The sequence below is a fragment of the Amycolatopsis sp. DG1A-15b genome (assembly GCF_030285645.1).
Taxonomy (GTDB): domain Bacteria; phylum Actinomycetota; class Actinomycetes; order Mycobacteriales; family Pseudonocardiaceae; genus Amycolatopsis.
This window is the reverse complement of record NZ_CP127296.1, coordinates 8,889,639-8,903,313: the sequence shown is the minus strand read 5'-3', so window position 1 is coordinate 8,903,313 and position 13,675 is coordinate 8,889,639. Positions and strand designations below refer to the sequence as shown.

Annotated in this window: 8 protein-coding genes; 2 read left to right on the top strand and 6 right to left on the bottom strand. The window is 72.0% G+C overall.

Annotated elements, in window-relative coordinates; all coding sequences use genetic code 11:
- Positions 1-55: 55 nt before the first annotated feature.
- The 3 genes from QRY02_RS41305 to eccCa all read right to left on the bottom strand — a co-directional run bounded on the left by QRY02_RS41305 (position 56) and on the right by eccCa (position 6,529).
- Complete coding sequence (locus QRY02_RS41305) at positions 56-403, bottom strand: hypothetical protein (protein WP_285988125.1); 348 nt, start codon at positions 401-403, stop codon at positions 56-58.
- 14 nt (positions 404-417) lie between these two features.
- A complete protein-coding gene (locus QRY02_RS41300) occupies positions 418-2,409 on the bottom strand; it encodes a type VII secretion-associated protein (protein ID WP_285988124.1) in 1,992 nt (663 codons plus the stop codon).
- Positions 2,410-2,515: 106 nt separating this feature from the next.
- Positions 2,516-6,529 (bottom strand): type VII secretion protein EccCa, encoded by a 4,014-nt coding sequence (eccCa, locus tag QRY02_RS41295; protein ID WP_285988123.1) that lies wholly within the window; start codon positions 6,527-6,529, stop codon positions 2,516-2,518.
- A 624-nt stretch (positions 6,530-7,153) separates the two neighbouring features.
- Here eccCa and eccD point away from each other — a divergent pair.
- Positions 7,154-8,518: a type VII secretion integral membrane protein EccD gene (gene eccD / locus QRY02_RS41290; protein ID WP_285988122.1), complete on the top strand. Its 1,365-nt coding sequence runs from the start codon at positions 7,154-7,156 to the stop codon at positions 8,516-8,518.
- Positions 8,519-8,538: 20 nt separating this feature from the next.
- On the top strand, positions 8,539-10,134 hold the full coding sequence (locus tag QRY02_RS41285) for a S8 family serine peptidase (RefSeq protein WP_285988121.1): 1,596 nt from the start codon (positions 8,539-8,541) through the stop codon (positions 10,132-10,134).
- A 36-nt stretch (positions 10,135-10,170) separates the two neighbouring features.
- Here the strand turns inward: QRY02_RS41285 and QRY02_RS41280 are convergent, their stop codons facing one another.
- From QRY02_RS41280 to eccB, 3 genes are read right to left on the bottom strand one after another with little or no spacing between them, the layout of a single operon-like run.
- The gene (locus QRY02_RS41280; protein ID WP_285988120.1) at positions 10,171-11,256 is read right to left on the bottom strand and encodes a WXG100 family type VII secretion target; all 1,086 of its coding nucleotides are present in this window, start codon (positions 11,254-11,256) and stop codon (positions 10,171-10,173) included.
- Positions 11,253-11,585 (bottom strand): hypothetical protein, encoded by a 333-nt coding sequence (locus tag QRY02_RS41275; RefSeq protein ID WP_285988119.1) that lies wholly within the window; start codon positions 11,583-11,585, stop codon positions 11,253-11,255. The genes QRY02_RS41280 and QRY02_RS41275 overlap by 4 nt, the downstream gene beginning before the upstream one ends.
- Positions 11,586-11,634: 49 nt before the next feature.
- Positions 11,635-13,272, bottom strand: a complete 1,638-nt coding sequence (gene eccB, locus QRY02_RS41270) for a type VII secretion protein EccB (RefSeq protein WP_285988118.1) — start codon at positions 13,270-13,272, stop codon at positions 11,635-11,637.
- Positions 13,273-13,675 lie beyond the last annotated feature (403 nt).

Below are 13,675 nucleotides of genomic sequence, written 5' to 3'. Positions count from 1 at the left end.
AAAAGCGTTCGCCACCAGCGGGATTAGCACGCGCACAGCAACCGGCAGCGCGGTTTCACTGGTCGCGCTGCATGATTCGCATCTGGGAAAAGTCTTCGTCGTCGTCACCCGATCGAGGGGTCCGCGCGGGAGGTTGCGAACGCGAAGGAACCGGATCGGGTGCCGCGGGAACCGCCAGCCCGCGGGCGCGGCGGAATCGTTCGGCGGCCGCGCGCAGCGTCCCGGGCGTCGGATCGCCGGACTTCGTCCCGCGCCCGCTCTGCTTCAGCAGTTCGGCGTTCTCACTGTGCCGCCGCCGGCTGCGCGCGAGCGCGTTCCCGGTGACGCGCCGGGAATGCGTCACCGCGTCCTGCCCGATCCGCGTGAAGGACGCCGCGGCGCTTTCGAATTCTTCGGACGGCACCGCGTGCCCTCCTCTCAGTTGCGGATTTCGACCGTGCGCACGGCTTGCGCGCAGGCGGCCGCGACCCGGTCCCGCAGCGGGGCCGTGGCGTACTGGCAGCCGACGTGGACGCGGATCCGGCCCTTCGCCACGACGTACCAGTCGACCTGGAGATCGGGCCGGTCCGGCTTGCTCTCGTGGTACCCGATCACCGTCTTGCCGGCGTACGAAAGGCTCGGGTCGAACGCGCTGTAGCGCGCGGATTCCTGGTCCGCGCTGCGCTTCAGCTGGTCGACGAGCTTCTGCGGGTCGGCGGTCGCGTCGTAGTCCATCACGTACTCCTGCGCGACCACCAGGTCGTTGCCGTCACGGGACTCCTGCGGGTGGATCACGACCTGCTTGTCGGCGACCCGGTCGTCGGTCTGGACCCAGTCCTCCGGGGCGACGAACTTGAAGTCGTACTGCGAAAGCGTCTTGCCGCTCTCGACCTGCTCCCCCGAATTCTTGAACACGACGACCCCGGCGACGACGAGCGCGGCCACGACGACCACCACGATCGCGATCACGCCCCACAGCTTGCGGCCGCTCTTCCCGGCCGGTTCGGACGCGGGCCGGGCGCCCGCCGCCGGGCCCGGCGGGTTCGGCCGGGCGGGCTGCCCGGCGGGCGGCGTCCACGGCCGGGCCGCCGGACGGCCGGCCGGCGGCGACGGCGGGGGCGCCGGGCGGTTCGTGAACCCACCCGGACCGGAGCGTGGCGGTGCCGGGCGCGGGGCGACGTCGCCGGGGCGGACGACCTCCGTGCGCTGCGCCGCCGGGTTGAGCGCGCCGCCCGGTGCCGCGCCCAGCCGGGCCATCGCTTCGCCGGGCAACGCGCCGGTGCGGTCCGGGTCGACCAGCACCGCCCGCAGCGCGCCGCGCGCGACGACCGTCTCGGGCTGGTCGAGGCTGGTCGGCACCACACCGGTGCGTTCGTGCACCAGCCGCGAGATCATCGGGATCCGGCTCGACCCGCCGACCAGGAAGATCGCCGTGAGCTGCTTCGGCCGCAGGCCGGCGTCCCCGATCGCGGCGACCGTCAGCTCGACGGCCCGGCCCAGCGGTGCCGCGATCAGCCGCTCGAGGTCCTCGCGCGTGACGTGCGCGTCGGCGAACGGCGGCGGCATCGGCACGTCGGTGTAGGCGTGCCGCGACAACGTCTCCTTCGCGCCCCGCACGTCCTGGCGCAGCACGCGGCGCCGGCGCCGGTCGGCCAGCTCGCGGCCTTCGACGAGCTCGCGCCAAGCGTCCGGATCGGCCGAAGAAACCAGGGAACCGAGGTGCTCCAGCAACGCCTGGTCGATGTCCGCGCCGCCGAAGGCGGGATCGCCGCGGGTGGCGAGCACCTGGAAACCGCCGCGCTGCGGACGGCCGGCGCGGTCCCGCGCGGTGTCCGGCGGCAGCCGCCGCACCACGCTGACGTCGACCGTGCCGCCGCCGAGGTCCAGCACCGCGAGCGCTTCGCCGGGGCGGCCGCTGAACTCGACGGTGCGGTCGGTCGTCACGTCCTGCGGCGCGAACGTCGCCGCGTGGTAGACCGCCGCGGCGACCGGCTCCGGCACCAGCGCGACTTCGCGCGCCAGCCCGCCCGCGGCCTGCCGCAGCAGCCGCGTGCGGATCGCGCCCCAGTCCGCGGGGTGGGTCAGCACGAGCAGGTCGACCTCGGCGTCCCCGGCCAGGCGGCGCGCTTCGGACACCGCGCGCCCCAGCACCGCGTGGATGACGTCGGTGACCCGCAGGACGTTCTCGCCGAGCAGCAGCTCGCCTTCGTCGATCCGCCGCTTCGGGTTCGGCTCGTACCGCGACGGGTCGACCGCCGCCTGCCGCTCGGCCTCCTGGCCGACGAACAGCGTGCCGTCCGCCGCCGCGTAGACCGCCGAGGACATCAGCGGCTGGCCGTCGATCACCACGACCTGCGGCTCGCGCCCGTTCACCGAGGCGACGACGCAGGTGCTCGATGTCCCGAAGTCCACCGCAACCCGGACCGTCACCAGCAGCTCCCGCAGTAATGTTCGCGTTCCCCCACGCCCCGCCGGCGGGGCGCTCCCCCGGGGAGGAACCTACCCACCCCGCCGGGCGCACGTCCCGCCGCCGTCGTCAGTCGGGTTGGATCCACGACACCTGGATGAGCTGCTTGCCGTACTTGCGGGTGAGCATGTTGCCCCGGCCCGGCGGCATCGCGCTCGGCTTGATGTTGCCGACCAGCGCGCCTTCGTCCCGCGAGCCGTTCATCACCATGCCCGGGGCCGCGATCTCCTTGAGCTTGCCGATGATCGGGTCGTACATCGCCTTGCTCGCGCCACCGGTGCGCCGCACGACGACCAGGTGCAGGCCGACGTCCTTGGCCTGCGGCAGGAAGTCGGAGATCTTCCGCAGCGGGTTGTTGCTCGACGTGGCCACCAGGTCGTAGTCGTCGACCAGGATGAACAGCTCCGGGCCCTTCCACCAGGACCGCGTCTTCAGCTGCTCCTGCGTGACGTCGGGGCCCGGCAGGCGCCGCGTCATCGAGTTGAAGACGTCGCTGATCATGCTTTCCAGCTGCGCCGCCGACACCGCGTACCCGAGCAGCGAGTCGCCCTGGATGAAGCCGAGCATCGTGCGCCGGTAGTCGACCAGCAGGATCAGACCTTCCTTGGCGGTGTAGCGCTCCGAGATGCCCCGGGCGATCTGCCGCAGCAGGTTCGTCTTGCCCGACTCGCCGTCCGCGAAGGCGTAGAAGTGCGGTTCGGCGTTGAAGTCGAGGTAGACCGGCTGCAGGTCCTCTTCGTTGACGCCGATCGGGATGAGCTTGGACTCCCGGGCGGAATCGAGCTGGAGCACGTCTTCGTAGGTGATCAGCTCCGGCAGCAGGCGGACCTGCGGCGCGACGCGGCCGCGCCAGGCACCCTTGATCTTCGCCACCGCGTCGGCCACGCCGGCCGCGACCGTCTCCGGGTCGCTGGAGCCGTCGATCCGCGGCAGGCCGCCCAGCATGTGCAGCTTGTCCCGGGTCAGGCCCCGGCCCGGCCGCCCGGCCGGGATGTTCACCGCGATGCGCCGGTCGATGTCCGACTCGGTCGGGTCACCGAGGCGCAGCTCGAACCGCGTACCCAGCATGTCCTTGATCGCCGGCCGGATGTCGGCCCACCGGTTGGCGGAGATGACCACGTGCACGCCGTAGGACAGACCCTGCGTGGCGAGCCGGGTGATCGAGGTTTCCAGCTCTTCGAAGTCGTCGCGCAGGGCCCGCCAGTTGTCCACGATCAGGAACGCGTCGCCGAACGAGTCCTGGTCCGGCCGGATCTCGCCGCGGCGCTTGCGGTTGCGGAACTCGGTCATCGAGTCGATGCCCATCGCCCCGAACCGGCCTTCCCGCTCGGTGAGCAGGGTGGTCAGCTCGGCCACGATCCGGCGGGCCTTGTCCGGCTCGCGCCGCGCGACCGCGACGCCACCGACGTGCGGCAGGCCCGCGAGACCGGCGAGCGTGCCACCACCGAGGTCGAGGCAGTAGAACTGCGCCTCTTCCGGGGTGTGCGTCAGCGCCATCGACATGATCAGCGTCCGCAGCATGGTCGACTTGCCGGTCTGCGGGCCGCCGACGATCACGCCGTGCCCGGCCGCACCGGAGAAGTCCGCCCACAGCGGGTCGCGGCGTTGCTCGTACGGCCGGTCGATGATGCCCAGCGGCACCTGCAGCCGCCCGTTGCCGAAGAAGCCCACCGGGGACAGGCCCCGGTCCTCGGTCGGGTTCAGGTTGGGCAGCAGCGTGTCGAGCGAGTTCGGGTCCTTCAGCGGCGGCAGCCACACCTCGTGCGCCGGCGGGCCCTGGCCCACCAGGCGCGAGACGATGACGTCGAGCTCGCTGGGTTCGACCGCCTCTTCGGACTGCCGCTGCTCTTCCTTCGGCGCCGCCTCGATGAACTGCGGTTCCGGTTCCTTCGGCAGCTCGACGAAGTCCGGGACGAACAGCTGCGGCCGCTTGTCCGCGCGGACCACGGTCGCCGCCGGGCCGGCCGCCTTGAGACCGGCGGGCCGGTACGGACCCGAGACGTAGGCGGCCTTGAACCGCACCAGCGTCGAGGTGTCGTACTTCAGGTAGCCACCACCGGGGACCGACGGCAGCTCGAACGCGTCCGGCACGCCGATCGCGGCGCGGGACTCCGCCGCCGAGAACGTCTTGAGGCCGATCCGGTACGACAGGTGCGAGTCGAGGCCGCGCAGCTTGCCTTCCTCGAGGCGCTGCGAGGCGAGCAGCATGTGCATCTGCAGCGACCGGCCCAGCCGGCCGATGGCGACGAACAGGTCGATGAAGTCCGGCTTCGCCGACAGCAGCTCGGAGAACTCGTCGCAGACGATGAAGAGCGCGGGCAGCGGGTCGAGGTCCGCGCCGTTTTCGCGCGCCTTCTCGTATTCCCAGACGTTCTTGAAGTTGCCGCCGTTCTTCAGCGCTTCCTGGCGCCGGTTCATCTCACCGGCCAGCGCGTCCTTCATGCGGTCGACCAGCGTGACCTCGTCCGCGAGGTTCGTGATGACCGCGGAGACGTGCGGGGCCTTGTCCAGGCCCATGAACGTCGCGCCACCCTTGAAGTCGACGAGGACGAAGTTCAGCGTGCTCGACGAGTGCGTGGACAGCAGGCCCAGCACCAGGGTGCGGAGGAACTCGGACTTACCGGAACCGGTGGCGCCGATGCACAGGCCGTGCGGGCCCATGCCCTCGGCGGCGGCTTCCTTGATGTCCAGCTCGACCGGCTGGCCGTACTCGCCGACGCCGAACGGGACGCGGTAGCGGTCGCGGATCGGCCGCGGCCGCCACGCCTGCTGGACGTCGAAGGTCATCGGGTCACCCGGGATGCCGAGCAGCTCCAGCAGCGACGGGTTGGACAGCAGCGGCTCTTCGTCGCCGACGTCCTGGCCGGCGGCGCCGCCGACGCGGTACGGCGAGATGAGCCGGGCCAGCGACTCGGTCTCGACCAGGCTGAGGGTGTCCGGGCGGCCGAACCACTCGACACCGCCGGCACTGCGCGCGCCCAGCCTGTCGGCTTCGACGACCAGCCGGAGGCCGCGGCGGGCGGCGAGGTTGCCGAGGGATTCGGACAGGTCGATCAGCGTGACGCCGACCAGGCCCTCCTCCAGGACGATCTGCTCTTCGCGGGTGACCTCGGCGTCGTCGATGATGATGACGACGTGCGGCTGGTCCGGCGCCGGCGTGGCGTTGCGGGAGAAGCGCTGGCGGTCACGCAGTTCTTCGTCGAGCCAGTCTTCGATCTGGGCCAGCGAGCCGGCCATCATCCGGAGCTGGCCGATGCCGTCCGACAGCGTCGGGTGCTGGACGTGCGGCAGCCACTTCGCCCACTCCCACTCCTCCTTCGCCCGGCCCGCGGTGGCGACCGCGATCAGCACGTCGTCGGGGCTGTGGAAGGAAACGAGCTGCGCGAGCATCGCGCGGGTGAGGCCGCGGGTCAGCGCGCGGTCGCCCTGCATGCTGACCGCGGCGAACCCGCGGAGGGTGATCTGGGTCGGCAGGTCCGGAACGATCGAGTGCGCGCGCACGAACCGGCGCAGCGCGAGGGTGGCGATCGGCTCCAGCTCGTCGACGGGCCCGGTCTGGGGCGGGACGAGCCGCGTGGCGAGCCGGTGCGAGCTGCGCCCGACGCGCAGGTGCAGGAAGTCCTGGTCGTTCTGGCGGCGTTCCCACATCCGGCGGCTGGCGGCCAGCGACCAGAGGGACTGGGGGTCCGGGTGCACCCATTCCAGGGCGGCGCGCTGGTCGACCATGGCCTCGCGGGCGCGATCGCGCATCTGGCCCAGGTAGCGGAGGTAGTCCTTGCGGTCCTCGTCCATCTCGGCGCGCTTGGCACCACCGCCCTTGCCACCGCCGCCGGCCATCATCCCGAGCGTCCCGACGACCATCATGCCGCCCATGGCCATCATCATCGGGTTCCGGTTGCTGGCCTGGAACATGAAGACCATCATCCCGAGCGACGCGACGATCATGACGACCGGAAGCGCCTTCATGACGACGTTCCCGGGGATGACGCGCGGAACCTCGGGCGGCGGCTCGAGGTGCACCTCACCACCCGGCGGCCGCGGTGCCGCCAGCCGCGGCGACTTCTTGAACTGCAGCGTGCTCATCGAAGGACCCCTCTTCAAACTCGACGATGGCGGCCACCGTTTAGTGCGCAAGGTGCGCGGAACAACCTATCGAACGCCGCGGTGGAATTCCGGCGGATGCCGTAACGCCCTCGTGAACCGGTCCTGACCTCGCCTGGCGAGTGTACGGCGCGGCACCGACAGTAATGGCGCCGTCCGGCTCGTGAGCTGCGGATGCCGGTGAATCCGGCCACCTCGAAGGCCTTGTGACGGCGACGGGGTTCGGCCGGGGCTGGGCATCGGCGCGAAGGGTCGGCGCGGATCCTGCGGCGGTGTGGTCCGCAGGCCGCGGAGACGACCGAGCGTTCCACCCCCTGAGCTGCGATCGCCGCCAGGTGAAGCCACCACGGTGGCCCTTTCCTCACCAGCGCCAGGCACCGGCCCGAACCCACGACACCCGCCGCCTCGAATGCGCGGCGCGGATCCTACGGCGTCGCGGTTCGCAGGCCTCGGAAACGACGGGCGCCCAGGCCATGAGCTGCGGTGGCCGGTGAATTTCGGACGTTCGATGATGCCCGCGCCGGGGTTCGGTATAAGTTCCCCCGGGAGCAGTATCGACCGAGCGGGGGCAGTGCAGTGGCTACGGGCACGACAGTATTCAGCAGGGTGACGGTCGTCGCGCCGTCCACCCGGATCGACGTGGCGCTGCCCGCCGACGTCGCGGTGGCCGATCTGCTGCCGATGCTGCTGGACATGGCCAAGGAGACCGCGCCCGACGGGGGTGCCCGCCACGGTGGCTGGGCGCTGGCGAAGCTCGGGGACGCGCCGCTCGATCCGAGCCGGACCCTCGCCTCGCTCGGGGTGGTCGACGGCGAACTGCTCCAGCTGCGCAAGCGCAACGAGAACCCGCCGCCGCCGCTGTACGACGACGTCGTCGACGCCATCGCCGAGTCGTCCCCGGACAGCTTCCGGCCGTGGACGAAGGAGACCGCGAACCGGTTCGGGCACGTCGCGGGCGGGCTGGCGCTGTTCGCCGCCGCCGTCGCGCTGTTCATGAGCGGCTCGTTCTACGGCGGGAGCGCGCTGGGCGCCGCCATCGCCGGCGGCATCGGCGCGATCGCCTGCGTCGCGATCGGCGCCACGCTCGCCAAGGGCTACCAGGCGGAACCGACCGGCGTGCTGATCGCCGCCGCGGGTGGCCTCCCGCTAGCCTTCGTCAGCGGCTTCTACATCGTGCCCGGGCTGTCGCTGCGGGCGAACCTGCTGCTCGGCGCGGTCCTGGTGATCATCGTCGCGTCGGTCTGCATCATGGTCATCGGTGCCGGCATCACGACGTTCATCGCCGCCGCCACCGCGGGCACCTTCGGCGCGCTGGCCTTCCTGTTCGGCACGCTCGTCGCGCACCCGGCGGCCGGGATCGCGGCCGGCACCGTCGCGGTCGCCCTCGCCTGCATCTCGATCCTGCCGCGCGCCACGATCTGGCTCGCGAAGCTGCCGCTGCCGCACGTCCCGAGCAACGCCGAAGAGCTGAAGGAAGACTCCGGCTTCCCCGACTACCGGGCGATCGAGCGCCGCACGGCGATCGCGCACAACTACATGACCGGCCTGATGGTCGGCTGCGGCGCCACGGTGGCCGTCTCGGCGATCATCGCCGCGAGCGCGCCCGGGACGTTCGGGATCATCCTCGGCGTCGTCGCGACGCTCGTCCTGCTGCTGCGCGCCCGCGCGTACGCCAACGGCAGCCAGGCCATCGCCCTGCTCACCACCGGCCTGGTCTCCGCCACCGGGATCGCCATCGGCTGGCTGGTCTCGGCGAACGCCCAGAACCGCCTGCTCTACGTCTTCGGCGTGCTGATCCTGCTCGCCGCGGGCGCGCTCGTCGTCGGCGTGATCTTCCCGAACCAGCGGTTCTCGCCGCCGCTGCGGCGCACGGTGGAGATCATCGAAGCGATCTGCATCGCCTCCGTGCTGCCCCTCGCCCTCGGTGTGATGGACCTCTACACCACCCTGCGGCACCTGAACTTCAAGTGACCGGATCGGGTGAATTTCCGATGGCAGCAGCACGGACCCGAAGGACCACGACGGCCCTGCTGGCCGGCACGATCGGCCTCCTGTCGCCGCTGACGCTCGCGGTTCCCGCGTGGGCGCAGGCCGCGCCGGCGGACGGCTACTTCGCGACGCCGCCGCCGGTCGACATGGACAAGCTGATCCCCGACTCGCGCCAGCCCGACAAGACGTACACGCAGACGAAGGGCTGCGTGCAGCGCAGCACCCTCGGCCAGGACATCCAGATCAAGAACCGGCCGTGGGGTCAGGAGTACCTGCAGATCTCCAAGGCGCAGGACATCGTCAAGGCCGCCACGGGCGGTGCCGGCAGCGGCGTCCGCGTCGCGGTGATCGACACCGGCGTGACGAAGCACCCGTGGTTCCAGGACCGGCTCAAGTCCGGCGGCGACTACGTGGCCACGCCGACGAAGGGCCAGCAACCGGGACTCGAGGACTGCGACGGCCACGGCACCGAGGTCGCCGGGATCATCGGGGCGAAGCCCGACAACCCCGAGGTCGGGTTCGTCGGCGTCGCGCCGGACGCCACGATCGTGTCCTACCGGCAGCTCAGCGAGAACTACGAGCCCGCCAAGCAGAACTCGACCGCCGGCTCGAGCACACCGCCGTCGTCGAGCACCAACCCGCCGTCCGGAACCGGCACGGAGCTGCCGCCGGGCGGTGGTGGCGGCGGCGCCGAAGGCGACGGGACGACGCCCGGGCAGTCCAACGGCGGGCGCCAGCTGGAGAAGGCCGGCACCGCGGGCACGCTGAAGACGCTGGCCGAGATCATCCACGGCATCGCCGAACGGCACGAGGCCGACGTCATCAACATGTCGGTCGACAACTGCCGCCCGGCCACCGGGTCGATCACCGAAGGCGAGCAGCAGGTCCAGGCGGCCGTGCGCTTCGCGGCGCAAGCCGGCATCGTGATCGTCGCCGCCGCCGGCAACGCGACGGACACGTGCCCGCAGAACGACCAGCCGGACGCCCGGAGGCCGAAGACGATCGTGACGCCGCCGTGGTTCGCGGACGACGTGCTGTCGGTCGGGGCGATCGACGAGTACGGCAGCGTGGCGCCGTTCAGCGTGCACGGCCCGTGGGTCGGCGTCGCGGCCCCCGGCACGAAGATCGTCTCGCTGGACCCCGCCGAGGGGTCCGGCAGCTTGGCGAACCTGACCTTCGAGAACGGCGACAAGGCCAGCGAAATCCAGGGCACGAGCTTCGCGGCTCCGTACGTGGCGGGCCTGGCGGCACTGGTCAAGGCGAAGTACCCGAAGCTCGACGCCAAGGGCATCGTCAACCGGATCAAGGAGACGGCCCAGCACCCGGCGGCGCCGGGCGGCCGCGACAACTTCGTCGGCTACGGGGTCATCGACCCGGTGGCGGCGCTGACCCAGGTCCTGCCGTCGGAGGTCGGGAACCAGGCACCGCCCCCCGCCCCGCAGCTGGCCCAGCTCCCCCCGGCGAACGACCACAGCTCGACCCCGGTGATCGTGGCGCTGGCCGGCACGGCGGGCGGCGTGCTCGCCCTGCTGATCACGTTGTTCGTGATGCACACGATCCGCCGCAACCGCCCGGCCGAAACCGACACCCGACGCTGACCCCCTGGCCGGAACGGGATCCCGTTCCGGCCGAGGTCAGGTCGCGGGCGGGGCCGGTGGTTTCTTCGGCTGCGGGTTCTCGTCCTCGCCGATCACCGGGGGTGCGACCAGGCCGGGCTCGCCCAGCAGGTCGGACGACTTCGTGACCGGGCGGGTCTTCGACGGGCGGCGAGCCTGCCCGCCCGAGCCGAACGCCCCGAAGCCCATCATCGGCATCATCGGGACCCCACCCGACGTGCTGTGGTCCTGCTCCGCGGGCGGGGCCTGCGGGGCCTGCGGGGCGGCGGCGTCGGCGGGCTGGGCGGGGTCGAGGGTGCCCGCGCCGGTGTGCCGTCCCTCCGCCGGGCCCGCGGCCGAGGACGGCGTCATGACCTCGTCGGCCGAGGACGGCGTCGTGGATTCGTCGCCCGAGGGCGGCGACGAAGCCGCGTCCGTGGCCTGCTCGCCCGCATCGTTCAGGGCGTCGTCGTGCAGCTTGAAGCGCTCCGGCGGGTACCGGTGCCGGATCTCGATGGTGCGGGACGCAGCGTCCGGGTCGTCGACGCCGTCGCACAGCCGGTCGAACGCCTCCATGACGTCGCGCGCGGTCTCGTGCAGCGCCTTCGCCGAATCCTGCGTCTCCTGCAGCTGGGCCCGCGCGCGCTTGGGGCCGCCGGACGGCAGCAGCATCGTCTCCGACGTCAGCTCCGCCGCGTCCACCAGCACCTCGACGAGGTCGACGACCACTTGCCGCAGCGTCGTCACCATCTCGTCCAGCGCACCGGCCAGGGTGTCGAGCGCCTCGTGGAGGTCGCCGCCCGCCGCGCCGACCGCGCGGATGTACGTGACGAACGAGTCCGCGTCCCGGCCCTCCCAGCCCGCGTCGAGCCGGCCGAGCTCGCCGTCGAGGCGGGCCGAAACCTCGGCCGCGACGGAGGCCGCCTGGCGCAGGCTGTCCGCTTCGGCGCCGAGGTCGGCCCAGCGGCCGAGCAGCGGGCGGAAGTACGTCTCGACCGGGTCGAGCACGCCCAGCTGCCGCGCCAGATCCGTGAGGTACGCCAGGTACGGCTCGGCCGCCGCCGTGATGTCCTCACCCGCGGGCACCGGCACCGAAGCCACCAGGGGGTCGCTCTCGGCCCTCATCCGTCGAGCCTTCCGGCCCGCTTGATCAGCTCCGCGGCTTCCGCGTCCTGCCCGCCGTGGCGGACCGCCACCTGCCGCAGCGCCTCCGCGGCCGAACGCAGCGCCTCGGCGCCGTCGGCCAGCTGCCGCCGCAACGCCCCGGACGCGCGGCCGTAGGACTCGCCGAGGCCGATCTGCGCGCCCAGTGCCCCGTAGGACTCCGCGGTGACGTCCCCGCCGACCTCGGCCGCCGCCGCGTCCAGGTCGGCCGCGGCGGCCTCGGCCGTCTCGGCGTACCGGGCGACGACGACGCCGTCCATCCTCAAGCCGGCCACGGCACCTCCGCTCACGAGAAAGACCTTCGAGCGTGGGACGCCCGCCGCGGCCCGGCGGTTCCGCTCAGTTCCCCGGCGGCGGGGTCGTGGTCGGGTACGCGCCGGCGTTCGGGTCGATCGGCACCGCGTCGAACTGGCGCAGCACGTCCTGGGTGTTCAGCGACGCCCCGGTCGGCAGCAGCCCGATGATCGACTCGGGCGCCGGCTGCCGGTTGTTCATGCCGATCGCGTCCGCGGTCTGGGCGTCCGGGACGCTGTAGCGGACGCCCCGGTCGGAGATCAGCTGGATCTGGCCCTTGCCGAAGCTGGCCTTGCCGGTGGCGGACTGGACGACCGCGGCGAACCCGGGCTTGAGGTAGAAGCCGTTGAGCGGCACCCGGTTCGGGCCCAGGGTGGTCACCGTCATTGGGGCGAACTTTTCGCCGGCGCTCTTCTGGCCGGGCAGCTGCGTGTCGACGTACACCGAGGTGTGCGCGTCCTGGTCGGGGCCGGACCCCGCCAGCGACCAGCCCAGGCACGCGACCGACGAGTTCTTCGTCGCGTCGAGGACCGTCGGCACCGAGCGCGGGAAGTCGTCGACCGGGATGTAGCCGGGGTCCGTCGGCTGCATGGTGTGCACCCCGGCGAGCTTGTCGAGACCCAGCGTCTGGATCCGGCCGGAGCTGCCGTTCTTCGCGACGCGGATGATGTCGGCGACGGCGTTGGACACCCGCTGGATGCCGGTGCGGGTGATCGCCCAGTAGTTCAGCGTCGTCTCGCCGGCCTGCTGCGTGGCGAAGACGTCGCCCGCGGTCAGGCCGTCGAAGTCCGCCGGGGGCGCGCCGTTCTGGATCTTCGGCGGCGTCAGCTTCGCAACCTCGGGGATCGCGTTGAGCAGCCCCTGCGTGATCTTCCGCGGCGTCGGCGGCAGCTGCAGCGCCGTCCGGACGGCGTCGTTCGGGTTGTCAACGTCGATCTCGGCGCGCACGGTGTTCGCGTTCGGCCGGTTCCGGGAGCTCGGCAGCCGGTACACGAGGTAGGTCTTCCCGTTGTCGGCCTTCGCCAGCAACGCCTCGTTTTCGCGCAGCTCCGTGCCCAGGCCGCTCGGCGCGATGCCGCCGAAAACGTAGGTGTTGGTCCGGCCGGTGTCCGGGTTCGGCAGCGACGGTTCCAGCTGAACCTGGTCACAGACGGCCCAATTGGGCGAAATTCGCTGGGAATCCGTCGGGATCAGCTGCGGACCGTCCGGAATTCCGGTCAGTTTGTCGCGCGGAATGTCCTTGAGCTGCTCATCGGAAACGACCGTGGGATTCTTCACAGCCGCCGGGCTCGCCGGGGCGGGAGCGGGCGCGGCGGTCGCGCCACCGGCGCCCGCGGCGGAGTTCTTCTGCTGGGCCAGCAGAAGGAGCCGCGCCGACGCGAGGTTGAACGTGGGGATCAGCTTCTTCGGGTTGCCCGTCACCACGTAGACCGTGCCGGACTGCTCGCCGATCACGATGTTCCCGGCCTCGGGCACCGACGGCGCCGGGCTGAGCAGGCCCCAGACGACGAACACGATCATGCCGAGCGCGCCCAGCACCACCCCCACGATCGTGGCCCGCGTGTGGGTGCGCATCGGGTCGTGCAGCATCACGGCGTCCCGCCGGACCAGCGCCGACTGCATCCGCCGTAGGACGAACTGATACGCCTGGACCTGAGACTTAGTCGTGGGTGTTGATGGCATTCTCGACCTACAGCTCTCCCCGTCGCGGTACGGTTCCGCAGGATAGCCGTACGGGGACCGTCTGGTGTGGGGTTTCTACCAACTCAAGCTAGTGTCGGGCTCCCCGGGACCCGGCTTCCGGGTACGCAGCAAGCACGAGGGGAAGAGAAAGCGCGGATGTCCGTCACCACTCCTCCACGTCCGCCTGGCCCGCCCGGGCCCCCGCCGCCCGGTGGCCGTCCGCCGGGCCCGCCGCCGCGGCCGGGCAGACCCGGAGGTCCCGGCGGCCCCGGTGGCGTTCCCGGCGGCCCCGGCGGACCCGGTGGCGTGCCCGGTGGCCCAGGCGGACCCGGTGGCGTGCCCGGTGGACCCGGTGGCGGTCCCGGTGCTCCCGGCGGCCCTGGCATGCCCCCGCGCGGTCCCG